The following is a 17,221-nucleotide window of genomic DNA, read 5'->3' on the forward strand; positions in this document are numbered from 1 at the left end:
CTTTTAACCCTTTCTGAAATTTTCGGAAAGGGTTTTTTAGTACTTTTACTTTTTAATTGTAATTTATGATTAAGAATATAGCTATAACATTTATAAGCATTCTTATTTTTACAATAAGTTGTACTGTTAAAGAATATAGAAAAGTAGTAATTCCGTATTCAATTAACAATAGATCTGATTTAATGTCTTGGAAGTTAAAAGGAATTATTGACTCAGCTTTTAGAATGGAATCAGATGCTTTTAGAGATTTTATAGTGTTATCTAATACTGTCGAAGGAGAAAGTGCTTATGATTTAGGTTATGTATTAACGCAAATTATTTATATGATTGGAGAAGATGAGTTTTTAAAAACTATAAATAATTTAACAAATGATGAAAAAGCAATACTAATTAGTTTTATTAATGTTGGACTTGAATACGGTGATAATGATTATGATAATATCCAAGACAACAAAAGAATTGAAGATGAATTTCCTTTGATTCAACAAAAATTAATAAAAAAATAAAATTTTAAACAAATGAAATTTGCATACTTACACGGCTACCAAGGTTTTGTAACAGATGAAAAGAGAGAATATTTAGACTCTTTGGGAGAATGTTACGCACCATCAATTGATTACGATAATGCACCAACTTTGATTCAAGATTTGGTAGAACATTTTACAAAAGAACCAATCGAATTTATTGCAGGAACAAGTTTAGGCGGAATGATAAGTTATTATTTGGGATTATTATTAAATGTTCCAGTTTTGATGTTTAATCCTGCTGTAATTGCGGTAGAACGTTTAAAACCATTTTTGCCAGAACAATTATTAAGAGGAGTTCCAACAAAATCTAATTTAATTTTTACAGGTTTAAAAGATGATGTGATCGAACCAAAATTTCAGATTGAATTTGTAGAAAATCTTCAAAAACAAAACGGGAATATCGAACAAATTTTCGATGCTGAAATGACACATTTAATCACATTAGAAGAATTCGAAAAAGCGTTTGAAACTTTTTTAGAGAAGTGATAATATAAAAAGGTGAATATCATTTTAATTAAATGATGTTCACCTTTTTTAATATATTAAATTCTTTATTTTTTCTTAAAATTATGAGATATATTTCCCCAAAATAAAAATTCATCTTTATGAGTAAAATCTTTTGGAGAATTAACAAGACTTGGAAAAAAATCTGCATCAGACCACAATCCAAAAAAATCACCTTCTACATTAGCTGAAGATCCATTCGTTTTAGAAATGATATTAAAAGCAAAGTAATTTCTGTAGACATGGAATGTGTTAGTTTTTTTATCAACTTTACCGAAAACAAATTCTAATGTATCATAATTTACAATTAATAAGTCGTTTTTATATGCACTTTTTAGTCGTTCAACTTCATCATCAATACTTGTAATAATTACAGAATCTTTTTTCAATTCAATACTTTTGTATGGACTTTCATTATATGTAGGCCAATGTGTTTTTAGAAAATTTAAGGCTTCTGAGGGATGATTTTCTCCGTCTGGCCCTTTATAATACTTGTAATCTGTAAAAGGACTAGTATTAGTATATGTATATATTCCATTAACAGTAGGTGAATCTTCTACGGGAATGATAATTTCGTCTTCGTTGCACGAAATAATTGCAAATAAACCCAAAATAGCTATTAATTTTTTCATAATGTTAATTTAGTTTTTTATAAAAATAGAAAAATAAAATAGATGATAAACAAAAAAGCGAACCAATTGGTTCGCTTTTTTGTTTAATATCATTTTTTTTACAATCCCAACATTTTAGGACCTTGTTCGAAAACAACATCAACTGGAATATTTTTAGTTTTCAAGACATCTAAATCTTTTTGTAAATCGTCGTGAATAATTCCTTTATCAGCATATAATTTTTTTACACCATCATAATCTCCATTTCCTTGAAGTGTCAAAATTAATTCTGATAAACCATTCATTGCTTTTTCCATTTTAGCAACATTTACTTTGTAACGACCATTTGGAGTTTTTTCGAAAGCACCATTTTCAGCAAAATAGTTGAACGCAATCATATTCGCTTGCCCATGAGCAGAACTCGCCCCAAAACGAACTGAACGTAAAATTCCAGCCAAGAAAGTAACAAAATAATCTTCTTGTGTTCCTGTCAATTCACCTTTTTTTAATAATTGATTGACCATATACAAACCAAGAATATCAGCTTTTCCTTCTTCTAAAGCAGAATTAGCTTCTTTCAAAGCATCACGAACAGAACCTTTTCCATTCACCGTATTTTTGATTCCTAAACCATGCGCCACTTCGTGAAACATAACATTAGAAAAGAATGCATCAAATTTGATGTTTTTCCGTTGGCTTTCATCAATCAAAGCAGTTGCAATAGGCGCTAGAATTTTATCAAATTTTGCTTTCATAGCATTTTTTAATTGCAAACGACGCGTTCCTTTTTCCAGTTGAACTTTTTCATCATTTGGCAAATTAATCGCAATTGTTTTTCCGGCAGCGTTACAATCTCCCGCATAATACACAACATCATAGGCATTAAGATCAGAATCAGTTCCAGGAACTTCTTTTTTGTAGTTTGCAGAAACAGGTAAATTCTTCTGTAATTCTGGTAAATATTGAACAAATTTTGCCAATTTCTTCGACCATTCAATATCTTTTACTAAAATATATGCAGAATATGAAGTTTTGTATCCAAATAATTGATCTTCATAATTTTCGATCGGACCAACAACCATATCAATGTTTGCATTTTTCATGTCCATCCAAGCTAAATCACTTGCATAGAAATCATCGCTCATCAAAGCTGCAGCGCGTAATTTTAAATATTTTTTAAGTCCAGCATCTTCTGCTAATTCAGAAGCTTTTGTCAAATATTCAGCGGCTTTTGATAATTGATTTTTAAAGTTTTCGTTGTATGGAATCGAATATAATTTTCCTTCGCGATTACGACGAATAATAGAGTAGGGCGATTTACCATCTTTAATATTTGCTTGTTCAAATTCCTCTTTCGTCATATCAATAGGATAGAAAGTTGCACCAGCAGGTTTTGCTCCAATACCGTTTATAAAAGGCGCTTCGTTATTCAATCTATCCCAAGGACCATAGTTTATTTTTGCATATTCTTTGGCTTCACCTTTCGTTTCGTCCATCAAATCTATTTTAGCTCCATAAGCTTGTTGCCAAAATAAATCATCCATAATATCAGCTGTCTTGAACATTAAACGTAAAATTTCTTTTTCGTTTTGTGTCAAATGCGAAATATCTGTTGTTAACGGAACCTTTGCGTATGATTGATATGCATATTCTTTTGTCACTTCTGTTGAGGTTTGAGCTGTTTCTGCTGCTGTTTTTTGCGTAGAACAAGACATCAATATTGATGTTAAAGCAATAGATCCCAATATTATTGATTTTTTCATTAAATGAATTTTTACGTAATGTAAATTTAAGGATTATATTCGATGATTTCTTGACCTAAAATTGGAAAAATATGGTTTTGATTTGTTTTTTCATAAATGTACAAACCAGTCATTTCACCAAATGCAGGCATAATTAGAATATTATTTTCTAAATAAAAACAAGGCAAACGATAAGATTGTCTAGCTCTTCCTTTTATAGCAATTCCAGGGTGATGATGACCAATGATATTTAATTGATGAGGTTCAATTTTTGACTTTTCATGTGTAAAAATTAAATCTTCAATCTGATAGAATTTTACAACAAATAGATTTTCTAAATGGTAAAAAGCTTTAGGTAAAATATCATGATTGCCTTTGGTTAAAATAAATTCAATTTGATAATTTATTTGAAGAAATTCGACAAAATCAAACCAATCGTTATTTAGTTCACTATGGAATAAATCGCCTAAAAGTATGATACGTTTTAAGTTGAATTGATTAATTAATTCTTGAATTAACCTATACTCTTTTTGACTTGTAACCTGTGGTAAAAATGCTCCATTTTTTCTGAAATGCTCTATTTTTCCCAAATGCCAATCTGCAATAACCAAGGTTTTGTGTTCTGGTAAAAGCATTAACTTTTGTGGTAAAAAATGAATTTTAGTCGAATGATAACTCCATTCAAACGGATTATACATTAGTCAAATCGTCTTTTAATCTTTTTAATCTTGTTTCCCAATCTTCATTCGAGTAACGTTCTCGGAATGATTCTGCAAAGATAGGAAATGCAAACGGAGTTAATTTTGAAGGTTTTCTTAAAATTATTTCATGACTTTCAATTCGTTCAAAAGCTTGTTGCATTCTACCTCTTTCTAGTTGAAAATCGTAGACTTCATCATAAGCTTGTCGGTACAATAAATTCTCGGGTTCATAATCCTGAAAAACACTAAAAAATAAAGATGCATTTGCTTGAAGATGTTTTGTTTTCATCGATTTACCAGGATAACCATTAAATATCAAGCCAGAAATACTTGCAATATCTCTAAATTTTCTTCTTGCCATTTCTTCCAAATTAACGCCTTGCGCAATATCTTCACTCAGATTTTTTACTTCAAACAATTCAAATAAATAATCTTCGATTGGAAATTCTTGATCACTTAACAATTCAAATCCATAATCATTGGACGAAATACTAAATGTCATAGGTTGTATTTGACTGATTCGATATGCAATAATTGCTGCCATTCCTTCGTGAACCAATTTTCCTTCGTAAGGATAAACCAATAAATGATAGCCATGTTTTGTATGAATATATTCTACCAATAATTCATTCTCTTTAGGTAAATAAGATTTATTTTTTTGTTCTACAAACAATGGATGTAAAAATCGTAATTCTTCATATTTTCTTGAAATTCCCTTATCCACTTCATCAAACATATGACGAATTGCTTCTCCATAGTTTTGCGATATTCCGAATCGTCCACCCATCCAAGACGGAATAGTTCCTTTTTTCTTTTTTGAAGGTTTGACAATAACTTCGTTGTATTTTATTTGTTGAACTTCTAAAGGTCTGCCAGAAAACCAAAATGCTTCGCCTTCCTTTAATCTACTTATGAAGCTTTCTTCTACTGATCCTAAATATTTTCCGCTAAATAATTTAACTTTCATCATTAGATTAGATACAATTGCTCCGATCGATAAACGATGTTGCATTGCTATTTTTCGTGAAGCCGGTTTGTATAATCCATCTTCTTCATCTTTAATTAATTTATGAAACTCATCATAGGCAGTTAAAGACTTTCCTCCATGGGTTAATAAAGCCAAACATTGCATATATTCTTCATAAGAAACACTTTGATAAGCATGTGTTTGTAAGATTTGATTGTACAATAATTTGACATTCAAACCTTCACCAACAGCCAAAGTCATCATGTATTGTATCAATAAATCAAAACTTCTTATGTAGGGAATACGTTCTTCTATAAATTGATTTTGAATGGCATATTTGATGGATGATCCTTCCATAATTTCCAAAGAATGCGTAGGAAGAAAATAGATTTTTGAAGTTTCACCAGGTCGATGACCTGATCGTCCCGCGCGTTGGAGAAATCGAGCAATTCCTTTTGCAGAACCAATTTGAATGACACAATCAACAGCACGAAAATCTACTCCCAAATCTAAACTAGAAGTACAAACTACAGCTTTCAAAATTCCTTTGTGTAGAGCATCTTCTACCCAAAATCGAAGTTCATCACTTAAAGAACCATGATGCAAAGCAATTTGTCCTGCAAAATCAGGATGATGTTCAATTAATTTTTGATACCAAATTTCTGCTTGAGAACGTGTATTAGTAAACAATAATGTGGATTGATGTTCTAAAATAATCGGAATAACTTTATTGATTAATCTAATTCCTAAATGACCTGCAGATGGGTATTTTTCAACATTATCTGGAAAAATAGTTTTGACTTCTATTTTCTTTTTGATGTTTGATTTAATTAAAGTTGATTCTTGGTGTGGAATTAAAATTTCTTTGGCTTGTTCTAAATTTCCAATCGTTGCAGAAATTCCCCAAATTTTAAGATTTGGATTTAATTCGCGAAGTGTTTGAATGGCTAATTCCATCATTACACCACGTTTAGAACCTAATAAGTCGTGCCATTCATCAACAACAATAAATTCTAAATTTTCGAAAAATTTTCTCCAATTCTTTGTCGCTAATAACAAATGAACACTTTCTGGTGTTGTAATTAAAGCTTCGGGCGAATTTTTAATTTGTTTTTGACGAGCAGAAGTCGTTGTATCTCCAGTTCGTAATTCGATTCGATAATCTAACTCTAATTCATCTGAAACACGATTTGTTGCCAAATAAATTTCTTTTGATAAGGCACGCAAAGGTGTAATCCAAAGGGTGTGTAAACCTTTCCGATTAGATTTCTTTTTTACACTTTTGTTATAATAATAATCTAAAATTCCGAACCAAATCGCAAATGTTTTACCGTAACCCGTAGGTGCGTTTAATAAACCTGATTCTCCATTCTTGATGGCTTTCCAAGTTTGTTTCTGAAATGGATGAGGTTTCCAATTCTGATTATGGTAAAAAACATCGGCAAAACTGTTCATTAATTTCCGTATTTATTTAAAATGTCATTCAAATCATCTAATGTATTGGCTTCGTTTACACTTTTATCTTCGCGCCAACGAGCAATTCGTGGAAAACGAACCGCTACGCCAGATTTATGTCGTGTACTTTGTGCAATACCTTCAAAAGCAATTTCAAAAACTAATTCAGGTTTTACACTTCGAACAGGACCAAATTTTTCTAAAGTATTGCGTTTTACCCAACGATCGACTTTATTGATTTCTAAATCTGTTAATCCAGAATATGCTTTTGCAAAAGGGACCAATTGATCACCATCCCAAACGGCAAACGTATAATCCGTAAATAAATTAGATCGTCGTCCTGAACCACTTTGTGCATATAATAATACGGCATCAATACTCAAAGGATCTGACTTCCATTTGTACCAATTTCCTTTTTTTCTTCCAACTTCATAGGGAGAATTTGATCGTTTAATCATTAAGCCTTCTGCATGATAATTTCTTGCTTCATTTCGGAATTTCAAGGTTTCTTGCCAATCAGATAAATGCATTTCTTCAGAAAGTAATAAGAGTGGTGAATTGATTTCGGATAAAATTTCGATTAAACGATTTCTTCTTTCTTGTAAAGGTTGTTGTCGAATATCAATTCCTTTATCTTCTAATAAATCATAACACACCATAATCAATGGCGCTTCTTCTAAATATTTCTTTGTTACATTTTTACGACCAATTCTGGTTTGCATTATACTAAAAGGTAAAGGCTTATCATTTTTCCAAGGAATAATCTCTCCATCGATAACGGTTCCATTTGACAATTGATTTTTTAGTAAATCAAATTCAGGAAACTTGTCCGTTAAAACATCTTCGCCACGTGACCAAATGTAAATTTGCTCATCTCGAACGATTATTTGACCTCGAATTCCATCTAGTTTTTTCTCTAAAATAAAATCTTTAATATTTTCTGTTTCGAAAAACGAATCTTCTACAGGATAAGCCAAATAAAAAGGGTAGGGAAGGTGTGTTTTAGATTCAATCGCATTTTGATTGAATAAAGAATCAAATGTAATTTCTAATGGATTCCATTTACCAATGATTAGATGTGAAATAGTTGATGTTTCTTCATTAAGCACTTTTGCTAAAGCACGAACGACTAGAGTTTTTGATACGCCAACACGCAGATTTCCTGTAATTAATTTATTGAAGATAAATAAATCAGTACCGCTTAAATTATTCCAATGATGTATCACATAACTTTTCTGTACTTCAATTGTCCAATTCTTAGCGTCAGTTAATTCTTGAAAATATTCTTTTAAAGATTTGTTTTCAGATTGATTATGTTGTGTAGGAATTAATAATGCTAATGTTTCAGCTAGATCTCCAACGACGTAATAAGAATCTTCTACCAACCACAATGGAATTCCTGAAAGTTCGGAACACCATTCGCGCAAGTGTGTCGTTTTAAAAGCTCTTTTAGGCTTTAATCCTATTAATAAAGCAATAGAAAATAGCAAATCTTCTTGATTAGTTTCTTGAAAGTAAGTTGTTAAAGCTTCTACTTTAGCATTTGTTTTGGTTGTGCTATCTAAGGCATCAAATAATTCGGCAAATTTTCTCATTCTTCCTCATCATTATCATTAAACAATGTATGTAAAACTTGACCATTCAAACCTAATCCTTCATTAATCCATTTGGTAAACTGAATTTCATAACCATGCGTAACATAAATATTTTCTGCTTCTGAATTTTTAATGGCTTGATTTAAACTTTGAAAATCACAATGATCCGAAAAAACAAAACCTTTATCGACACCACGTCTTCGACGAGCGCCACGCACTTGCATCCATCCACTACAAAACGATTTTTTAGATGGTCCCAATTTCTTTTGCCAAGCAGAACCATCCGTTGCAGGAGGACAAATAATTAAACTATTTTTAATCAAAGATTTATCAGTTTCTTGAAATATTGGTTGAGCATCAAATTGAAATCCAACTTTTTCGAAAGCTAGATTAATATTATAAACAGCTGGATGCACATAAATATCGCCAATGGATTGATCGATAGAATTTAAAATAGATTGTGCTTTACCCAATGAATAACACATCACAATTGTATTTAAATCTTGTGCTTGATTTTCTTTCCACCAATCTTCGATTTCTTTAAAAACTTTTAAAGGCGAGTCGAATTGATAAATAGGCAACCCAAATGTTGATTCAGTTATAAAATGATGACATTTCACTGGCTCGTAAGGAGTAGATATTCCATCATCATATAATTTATAATCACCTGTGACCACCCAAATTTCACCTTTGTATTCTAATCGAATTTGAGCTGATCCAATCACATGACCAGCTGGATGAAATGAAACTTTCACACCATTAATATTTATTTCTTTATAATAATCAATGGTTTGAATATTCAAATTTTCTCCCAATAGTAATCGTAAAATAGGTTCTGTATAGGTGTGACATAAATATTTTTGATTTCCCCAACGTGCATGATCAGCATGTGCGTGCGTAATCAAAGCGTGTTTTACTGGCTTCCAAGGATCGATATAAAAATTGCCTTGTGCACAATAAATTCCATTTTCGTTGGTAGAAAGCAATTTCATTACAGTTTATTTTTGAGGACGATCAAAGCCAAAAGTTTCCAATCGAGGTTCATTTTTTCCTAAAATAATGTTACGCAAAACTTGAGCCGCAACCATAGAGAATGTAATTCCATTTCCACCATAGCCAAGTGCAAATAATTTTTTTTCTCCTTTTTTCCACGGTCCCATATATGGTAATCCGTCTTCAGTTGAGCTAAACGTTCCGCACCATGCCATTTCTGTAATAAATTCAATATCCGGATATAAATTTTTGAACTTTCTTTCTAAATTTTTGATTTTATTCCGAAGTAAATCATCTCTTTTTATCGGATCATAAAACTCTTCATCTTCACCTCCAACAATCAAACGATTATCCAAAGTTGTTCGCATATAAAGATATGGTTCGGCAGTTTCCCAAATTAAACTGCGATGCGGCCAAATCATTTTTTTATCAATAGGTTGAGAAATAATTGCGTAAGTAGAAAGTAGAGACATTACTTTTTTCGGTAAGAATTGTCCAGCTTCAAAACCTGTAGCTATGATAACGTATTTACATTTTATAAGATGATTGTGTTCAGATATTAATTCGCAGCCGTCTTTCACTTCTTGAATTTGCTCAATTTTGGTATGCGTAAATAATTTGAGATCATTTTTTTTCTGATGATATTTTAATAAATTTATTGCTCCTTTGTAGGCATCCATCATTGCAGAAGTATCGTTTTGTAGAGCTGCAATCCCGTCAATATTTTGATACTCTTTTAGTTGTTTTGCATCTAAATAATTTACAGGTAAACCAACTTCGGTTCTGATTTCATATTCACGATCTAATAGTTCAACGCCTTGTTTGTTACTAGCCAAAAAAACGGTTGGAACGCGAACAAAATCAGCGTCAACTTTTGTTTTCTTTAAAATATTTTCGATATCAGTTATAGATTGTAAGCAATTGAAATAGGCATCTACAGCAATTTTTTCGGGAACTTTTTTTACAAGATCGCAAAGAGGAGTATCAATCTCATACTGCAATTGAGCAGTAGAAGCACTCGAGCTCCCCGTTCCAATAGTACGTTTATCAAAAATAGCGCAAGAAATTCCTGCCTCACATAATTCATGTGCCACCAACGATCCTGTAATTCCAGATCCTATAATAGCAACATCTATTTTATAATTTTCTCTTAGCGGATTGTAAAGATCAAAAAATTCATTTTTAACAATCCAAAAAGGTAAGCCTGAATGCAAATCCATAGTTAGTAAATTATAATGCTATTTATAGAAAAAAATATACCAAATATGAATTTTTATTATTTTTATTTGATTTTGAATGTTATGAAGTGCTTTAAATTGATTTTTAGTGAATATAAATTGTTGATATAAAAATATTCATAATAAAATTTATATTTTTTTCATTTTGAATAAGCATTTATTTATAGTTGCATATCAAAATATAAAACTTCTTTTGAAATTGAGTCATAATAAATTCTATAATTTGATTGACCTCTTTGAGCTGATAAATATATTATATGATTTTTAGAAGGGGTGAACCAATTTGGTGGATTGTTTAGTTCTGGTAATGGGTCTTTTTTGGAATAGATTTTTAATTGTTTTTTTACAATTTGTTTATCTATCCATTCTTTTTTTACGTTTAATTTTAAAAATGTTTTGTATTCATAAGACCAATGTGCAGACTCCCAATAATGAGCTTCTAATACTTTTATATTTGTAGAGTCTGGAAAATTACCAAATTGTATTTTGTAGATTTCTTCTTTGGTTGGAGAAAATGATGTTGTAAGTTCAGTGTTATCTCCGTCTTTAGGACTATCATCTACATTATATAAGAATAATATAAATATTAATAATAGAGAAGAAAGAATTAGAAAAATGTATAGTTTCTCTTTATTTCCATCTCTATAATCTTCAATTGCATAATAGATAAAAAAGAGTACAGGAACTACTATTAATAATAAAATAGAGAATAATATCATGTAAATTATTAAGATTTTAATAAAAATAACATTAAATTATTAAATAAAAAAAATCTCAATTTCTACTGAAATTGAGATTTAATCTGGGTGAATGATGGGTCTCGAACCCACGACCTCCGGAACCACAATCCGGCGCTCTAACCAACTGAGCTACAATCACCATTTGGTTTGAATTTCTTTTAAAACTAATTCTAAAGTTCTAGGGTGAATGATGGGTCTCGAACCCACGACCTCCGGAACCACAATCCGGCGCTCTAACCTACTGAGCTACAATCACCATTTTTATTGCGAAATTAACTTTTATTTAATCTCTCAATTGGACTGCAAATATAGCCTATTAATCGGTACTTGCAAATAATTTTGACAAAAAAATAAAGGTTTTTTACACCTTTATTTCTAAATTAAAGAATCTAAATTATTTACGCCAATGTAACTTCGCGAAATAAATCCTTCTCCACCTTCAGTTCCGATTAATCTTCCTAAATCATACGCACGATATCGGATAGAATCAGTAAAGTTTTTCGATGAAATTGGCGTTTGAGGTTCGCTCGAATTTGGATCAAAAAATTGCGTTTTATAAGCCATGCAAGCTTCTACTTTTGTATCAACAAAACCAGAAATATCAACCACAAAATGAGGTTCTAAAGGTAACCATTGAATGTAGTGGAAGTGTTTTTTGGGACGCCAAGCTGGTAATCCATTTTCAATTTTTGGTAAACCTGATAAGAAAATAGCAGTATTCACTAAATCCGAACCTTTTCCATGATCTGGATGGCGATCGTGAGGTGCATTACTCAAAATAATATCAGGTTGATATTTGCGAATAATTTCGACAATTTTCAATTGATTTTCTTTATCATTCAAGAAAAAACCATCAGGAATTCCAAGATTTTCTCTTACAGCAACGCCCAAAATATTTTTGGCATCATTTGCTTCTACACGGCGCGTTTCATCGGTACCACGAGTTCCCAATTCTCCCTTTGTTAAATCGAGAATACCAACCGTTTTACCGTTTTTAATTTCTTTTGCAAGTGTTCCTCCACATCCCAATTCTACGTCATCAGGATGCGCTCCAATTGCAAGAATATCTAACTTCATTTACTATTTATTTAACCAATCTATTATTTCTTTTGAATCTGGAGTTACTTTTGATGGGTAAGAAGCCTCTAAAGTTCCGTCTTCGTTAATTAAAAATTTTGTAAAATTCCATTTTACATCATTGTCAGATTTTCCGTTCAATGATTTTTTTGTTAAGAATTTGAAAATTTCATTTTGATTTTTTCCGATTACATCACTTTTTGACATCAAAGGAAAAGTTACGCCATAATTTAATTTACAAAAACTTGCAATTTCTTCGTTGTTGTCAAATTCTTGACCTCCAAAATTGTCTGAAGGAAATCCAATAATAACCAAATTTTGATCTTTATATTCTTGATACAATTTTTCTAAAGCATCATATTGAGGCGTGTAACCACATTTTGAAGCTGTGTTAAGAATTAAGATTTTCTTTCCTTTCAAATCAGCGAAATTAAAATCGTCATCATTGATATCCTTGAATGTATAATCGTAAATTTTGTTCACTTTTTGAGGTGTTTTTGTTGTTTGATGAATGGTTTGCTTTTTAGAAACTTTCTTAGTTTCTTGCGCATTACAAGCTATAAATAGCCCTAAAAATCCGATGAATAAATATTTCATTGCGTACTATTTTAAACAAATTTAAAAAAAATGTTACGATTTGTAAGTTAAAGTAGGTTAAAATAAAAAAGCTCAAAATATTGTTGAAAAAAAAAGCTTTCTCAGATCTGAGAAAGCTTTTTTGTTATTCATATAATTTCGTTACAAAATCCTTCATCGGATTTCTAACTTTTTTCATTGGCGCTAACCAATCTTCACTATCTCGGTATCCCAAAGGAAGCATCAAAACACTTCGCATTCCTTTTTCTTTCAAATCAAGTAAATCATCCAATTCAGCATTATCAAAACCTTCCATTGGCGTACTATCAATTTTCAATTCTGCTGCTTGAGCAAGAGCAAAACCTAATCCAATGTAGGCTTGACGAGCGGTATGCGCAAAATTTTCTTCAGAAGTTTGAGGCAAATAAATTCCTTTCAATTTATCCGTATATGAACCAAAACGACCTCTTGGCAAATCTCTCTCATCCGTTGTATAATCGTAAATTGCATCAATACGATCTTCTGTGTAGCGATCCCAAGCTACAAAAACCAATAAATGCGAACAATCTACAATCGCTTGCTGATCATAGGCAATTGAAACAATTTTCTGTTGCAATTCTTTGTTCTTTATAACCAAAATTCTGAACTGTTGCAAACCTGATGAAGTTGGCGCTAAACGAGCTGCTTCAACAATTTTTTTAACGTCTTCTTCTTCAACAATCAAAGACGGATCATATTTTTTTGTGGCGTAACGCCATTTCAAATCATCTATTAAAGACATAATTACTTATTTAAAATCTTTCTAAAAATACATCAAAAAAGTAATCGATCGACCAAAAAATATGCTAAAATTTATGTTATTTATCTTGTTTCCATTCCAAAAAATAACTTCCAGTTGCATTCGTAGAATTCCAACGAACTTGATAATCACCTTTTGCCAAATCAACTGTAAAATTTTCTTCTTTCGAATTTGTAAGTTGACGATTAAACACAACTTCATTATTTTGATCGACAATTTCAAACATCATTTCGCCTTCTAATTTGATATTCGAATGAAAATTAGCAGTTAAGCTTTTCGAGATATTTAGCTTGATATAACTCGTTCCAGAAGCATCTTCAAATTTCGCTTTTGTCCAATTATCACCATTCGAATTCGACCATTTCGAATCTCCAACTCCTTTGTCAAAAAAAGTTCCTTGCGATTTGATATTTGGATTATCCACTTTTCTATAAAAATTATTCGAGTCAACATCTGCATTAACTTTTACTGTAATACATGATTGTAACGAAATCATTGCGATAATAAGTGCTATTTTTTTCATATTAGTTTCTGTTTTACTAAATAGATGCAGCATTTTGAAAAAAGTTACAGCAAACAAATATTTTTAAATCATTTTTGATATGCGTAACTTTCGCAAAAATTAATTTTTTATATACTATATAATGAAACACTTCTTTTTTATTTTTCTCATTATAAGCCAAATATCAAATGCTCAAGATTTATACAAATATTTTAAATCACCTAAGAATATTATAAAAGTAGAATCTTGTAAAAATATTTCAAATAAAAATGAAAATATTAAATGTTTAGATACAGTTTTTACTAATGATTTTGACGCTTATTTTAGTAATAAAAATTCAATAAATTATGACTCAATAAAATCTAATAGAAATACATATTTTGAAGCTAGATTTGAAATGATTTATAATGAAAATGGAAATCTGGATTTACAATTTAAAGAATATAGTGGCTTTAATCAAAATTTAATTAATTCATTTAAAAGTAAAACAGATGTTTATTTAGTAGGTTTAAAAAATCATGTTTTAAAAAATTATGAAAATGTTATTCCTGCAATAGATTTTGATAATAAAGATATTCTAAGCAAAATTCCTCTAACAATTGGAATAAAAACTCTAAATAATGATGTTTATTTTGGATATAAAAATATACATTATAAATATTTAGATCTTAACAATTATAAGAATGAGGATGAAACAAAGAAGTTTTATTCATATGTCTATAAAAAAATAGAAAATACTTTTAATGCTGATTTTGCTCCTTTAGCTAAAAAAAATAATATAGATAAAGCTTATGCCCATGTTTATTTTACATTGGATGAAAAAGGTAAAATAATTAAAATCGAAAATGTTCAAGAAGGAAATAAGGTTTTTGAAAAATATTTAATTGAACAATTCAATAAAATTCGAAAAGATATTGAAAGTAATAGTGTTCCTGCTAAATTAATTGATAATACAGCTGTTGAAAGATCTTATTTAATGTCTTTTAAATATGGATATAATTAATATTCTGATGAACGATACTACAGCTCAATTTCTGCAAGAAAACTTTACTCAAAAAGCAATTGAAAGTTTAACTCAACTTTCAGGAGGAGGTTCGGCTCGAGTTTATTCGAGATTTTTTGATCAAAATCAATCGTATATTTTAGCGGAAAGCTCTAATATCGAAGAAAATAAAGTGTTTATTCAGTTTTCATTAGATTTAAAAAAAGTCATCAATAATATTCCAGAAATTGTTTCAGTTTCAGAAGATTTCACAACCTATGTTCAAACAGATTTAGGCGACGAAACATTGATGAATGTTGTCTTGAATGATTTCGAAAAAGCAAAACCTTATTATTTTAAGACTTTAGAAAAATTAGCAATTGCTCAAATTCAAGGTGCTAATAAAATCGATTTTAATCATACTTTTTCATATCCAAAATTAGATAAAACATTAGTTTTAAGAGATTTATTTCAGTTTAATTTTTACTTTTTAGATGTCTTAGGAATTGATTACAATGCAGGAAAATTAATCAAAGATTTTGATCGTTTTGCGTCTCAATTTGATAAACTTTCGCCACAAGGTTTTGTGTTCAGAGATTTCCAAACGCGCAACATTATGATTCATCAAAACGAACCTTATTTCATCGATTATCAAGGCGGTTTGTATGGACCTGTTGTCTATGATTTGGTTTCGTTAATTTGGCAAGCAAAAGCCAATTTACCATTTGAATTTAAGAAGGAATTGTACGAATTTTATTACCAAGAATTAACCAAACAAATCCCAACTTTGGTTCCGATAGATTTTCGTCAATCATACGAATATTGCGTAGTTGCTCGACTTTTACAAGTTTTAGGAACCTATGGGTTGAGAGGAATTATCGAACGAAAAAAGCATTTTTTAGAAAGTATTTCGTTTGGGCTTAAAAACTTAGAATCAATAATCGATTATCCTATATTACAAAATTATCCAGAATTAAAACATATTATAAAAATCCTTGTTCTACCAGAAACGTTAGAACGCATAAATCATAAAATAAATGGCTAAATTAAATATCAACGTTCGTAGTTTTTCATACAAAAAAGGAATTCCAACCGATCCTACTGGAAATGGTGGAGGTTTTGTTTTTGATTGTCGCGGAATCTTAAATCCAGGGCGTATCAAAGAATATAAAACGCAAACAGGGCGCGACGAAGACGTGAAAAAATACTTAGAAACAGAAACTAAAATTGCAGTTTTTTTAGAAGGCGTTTTTCAAATTATTGACATTTCAATTGAAGATTATTTGCAACGTGATTTTGAGAATTTAGAAATCAATTTTGGTTGTACAGGTGGGCAACATCGTTCGGTTTATTCTGCTGATGCGACTGCAAAACATATTCAAGAGAAATTTCCAGAAGCGCAAGTTACATTACATCATGTTGTGCAAGAAGAAAAAAATTGGATAAACGAGGCGTATTAATATGAAAGCAATGATTTTTGCAGCGGGTCTTGGGACTCGTTTAAAACCATTTACTGACAATCATCCCAAAGCTTTAGCCGTTGTAAATGGAAAACCTCTTTTGCAGCGAAATATCGAATATTTGAAATCTTTTGGCATTGAAGAAATCGTGATTAACGTGCATCATTTTGCAGATCAAATCATTGAGTTTTTAGAAGAAAATAATTATTTCGGAATTGAGATTACTATTTCTGATGAAACGGATCAAGTTCTTGAAACTGGTGGCGGTTTGGTTAAAGCAAAAGCTAATTTTGAGGAAGATTTTTTGGTGATGAATGTAGACATTTTAACAGATCTAAACCTTGCTGATTTTATCAAAGCACATCAAGAAAATAAAGCATTGGTAACGTTGGCAGTTTCGGATAGAAATTCGTCTCGCAAACTATTTTTTAATAAGCAAAATGAATTGAAAGGTTGGCGAAATCTGAAAACCGAAGAAGAAATAAAAGCTATAGATTTTTTAGACAATTGCAAAGATTTGGCTTTTAGCGGAATTCATGTTATTTCTCCTTCTCTTTTTGATAAAATTACGGAGAAAGGTAAATTTTCAATCATGAAAGTCTATATGGATTTAATGCAAACTGAATCTATCATTGGTTTTGACCATTCTGGCGGAATTTTAATAGATGTTGGTCGACCAGAAAGTGTATTAGAAGCTGAAAACTATTTTAAATAAATCAAAAACTCAATTCATCGAATTGAGTTTTTTTATG

The 17,221-nt window shown here is 30.5% G+C and carries 18 protein-coding genes and 2 tRNA genes; 6 read left to right on the forward strand and 14 right to left on the reverse strand.

The genetic code is table 11. The features are described 5' to 3' along the window. The first annotated feature begins 65 nt into the window (after positions 1-65). Together N5D90_RS04320 and N5D90_RS04325 are read left to right on the forward strand one after the other, a co-directional pair. Entirely contained in the window at positions 66-506 is a 441-nt protein-coding gene (locus N5D90_RS04320; RefSeq protein ID WP_280061687.1) for a hypothetical protein, read from the forward strand. Between the two features lie 12 nt (positions 507-518). Next, positions 519-1,013 (forward strand): YqiA/YcfP family alpha/beta fold hydrolase, encoded by a 495-nt coding sequence (locus N5D90_RS04325; protein ID WP_280061688.1) that lies wholly within the window; start codon positions 519-521, stop codon positions 1,011-1,013. 65 nt (positions 1,014-1,078) lie between these two features. On the opposite strand, the gene N5D90_RS04330 is transcribed toward N5D90_RS04325, so the two are convergent. From N5D90_RS04330 to N5D90_RS04395, 14 genes are all read right to left on the reverse strand, one after another. Further along, complete coding sequence (locus N5D90_RS04330) at positions 1,079-1,663, reverse strand: hypothetical protein (RefSeq protein ID WP_038332172.1); 585 nt, start codon at positions 1,661-1,663, stop codon at positions 1,079-1,081. A gap of 98 nt (positions 1,664-1,761) precedes the next feature. After that, a complete protein-coding gene (locus N5D90_RS04335; RefSeq protein WP_280061689.1) occupies positions 1,762-3,405 on the reverse strand; it encodes a dipeptidyl-peptidase 3 family protein in 1,644 nt (547 codons plus the stop codon). Between the two features lie 26 nt (positions 3,406-3,431). Continuing rightward, a complete protein-coding gene (pdeM, locus tag N5D90_RS04340; RefSeq protein WP_280061690.1) occupies positions 3,432-4,082 on the reverse strand; it encodes a ligase-associated DNA damage response endonuclease PdeM in 651 nt (216 codons plus the stop codon). After that, positions 4,075-6,507, reverse strand: a complete 2,433-nt coding sequence (locus N5D90_RS04345; protein ID WP_280061691.1) for a ligase-associated DNA damage response DEXH box helicase — start codon at positions 6,505-6,507, stop codon at positions 4,075-4,077. Before N5D90_RS04345 ends, pdeM begins: the two co-directional genes overlap by 8 nt. After that, entirely contained in the window at positions 6,507-8,102 is a 1,596-nt protein-coding gene (locus N5D90_RS04350; RefSeq protein WP_280061692.1) for an ATP-dependent DNA ligase, read from the reverse strand. The genes N5D90_RS04345 and N5D90_RS04350 overlap by 1 nt, the downstream gene beginning before the upstream one ends. Then, positions 8,099-9,094, reverse strand: coding sequence for a ligase-associated DNA damage response exonuclease (locus N5D90_RS04355; RefSeq protein ID WP_280061693.1), 996 nt, complete (start codon positions 9,092-9,094; stop codon positions 8,099-8,101). The genes N5D90_RS04350 and N5D90_RS04355 overlap by 4 nt, the downstream gene beginning before the upstream one ends. 6 nt (positions 9,095-9,100) lie before the next feature. Next, on the reverse strand, positions 9,101-10,315 hold the full coding sequence (locus N5D90_RS04360; protein ID WP_114999732.1) for an FAD-binding oxidoreductase: 1,215 nt from the start codon (positions 10,313-10,315) through the stop codon (positions 9,101-9,103). 179 nt (positions 10,316-10,494) lie between these two features. Beyond that, positions 10,495-11,052 (reverse strand): hypothetical protein, encoded by a 558-nt coding sequence (locus tag N5D90_RS04365; RefSeq protein WP_114999734.1) that lies wholly within the window; start codon positions 11,050-11,052, stop codon positions 10,495-10,497. Between the two features lie 85 nt (positions 11,053-11,137). Continuing rightward, positions 11,138-11,213: transfer RNA gene (locus N5D90_RS04370), tRNA-His, on the reverse strand. Between the two features lie 41 nt (positions 11,214-11,254). Next, positions 11,255-11,330, reverse strand: a tRNA-His gene (locus N5D90_RS04375). Between the two features lie 118 nt (positions 11,331-11,448). Beyond that, on the reverse strand, positions 11,449-12,150 hold the full coding sequence (gene bshB1, locus N5D90_RS04380) for a bacillithiol biosynthesis deacetylase BshB1 (protein ID WP_114999735.1): 702 nt from the start codon (positions 12,148-12,150) through the stop codon (positions 11,449-11,451). 3 nt (positions 12,151-12,153) lie between these two features. Further along, positions 12,154-12,747 carry a glutathione peroxidase gene (locus N5D90_RS04385; RefSeq protein WP_280061694.1) on the reverse strand — a complete coding sequence of 198 codons (594 nt, stop codon included), beginning with the start codon at positions 12,745-12,747 and terminating at the stop codon, positions 12,154-12,156. Positions 12,748-12,871: 124 nt separating this feature from the next. After that, the gene (locus N5D90_RS04390; protein ID WP_280061695.1) at positions 12,872-13,507 is read right to left on the reverse strand and encodes an NAD(P)H-dependent oxidoreductase; all 636 of its coding nucleotides are present in this window, start codon (positions 13,505-13,507) and stop codon (positions 12,872-12,874) included. A 76-nt stretch (positions 13,508-13,583) separates the two neighbouring features. Next, complete coding sequence (locus tag N5D90_RS04395; protein ID WP_152606167.1) at positions 13,584-14,048, reverse strand: hypothetical protein; 465 nt, start codon at positions 14,046-14,048, stop codon at positions 13,584-13,586. A gap of 121 nt (positions 14,049-14,169) precedes the next feature. On the opposite strand from N5D90_RS04395, the gene N5D90_RS04400 reads away from it, so the two are divergent. The 4 genes from N5D90_RS04400 to N5D90_RS04415 are packed head-to-tail and all read left to right on the forward strand — an operon-like array spanning position 14,170 to position 17,184. Then, positions 14,170-15,030, forward strand: a complete 861-nt coding sequence (locus N5D90_RS04400; protein WP_280061696.1) for a hypothetical protein — start codon at positions 14,170-14,172, stop codon at positions 15,028-15,030. Then, positions 15,017-16,054 carry an aminoglycoside phosphotransferase family protein gene (locus tag N5D90_RS04405; RefSeq protein ID WP_280061697.1) on the forward strand — a complete coding sequence of 346 codons (1,038 nt, stop codon included), beginning with the start codon at positions 15,017-15,019 and terminating at the stop codon, positions 16,052-16,054. The genes N5D90_RS04400 and N5D90_RS04405 overlap by 14 nt, the downstream gene beginning before the upstream one ends. Next, positions 16,047-16,469: an RNase adapter RapZ gene (locus tag N5D90_RS04410; protein WP_038336610.1), complete on the forward strand. Its 423-nt coding sequence runs from the start codon at positions 16,047-16,049 to the stop codon at positions 16,467-16,469. The genes N5D90_RS04405 and N5D90_RS04410 overlap by 8 nt, the downstream gene beginning before the upstream one ends. A gap of 1 nt (position 16,470) precedes the next feature. Next, positions 16,471-17,184: a nucleotidyltransferase family protein gene (locus tag N5D90_RS04415; RefSeq protein ID WP_280061698.1), complete on the forward strand. Its 714-nt coding sequence runs from the start codon at positions 16,471-16,473 to the stop codon at positions 17,182-17,184. Positions 17,185-17,221 lie beyond the last annotated feature (37 nt).

Origin of the sequence: Empedobacter sp. GD03797 (assembly GCF_029842105.1) — a bacterium.
GTDB classification, from domain to species: Bacteria; Bacteroidota; Bacteroidia; order Flavobacteriales; family Weeksellaceae; genus Empedobacter; species Empedobacter falsenii_C.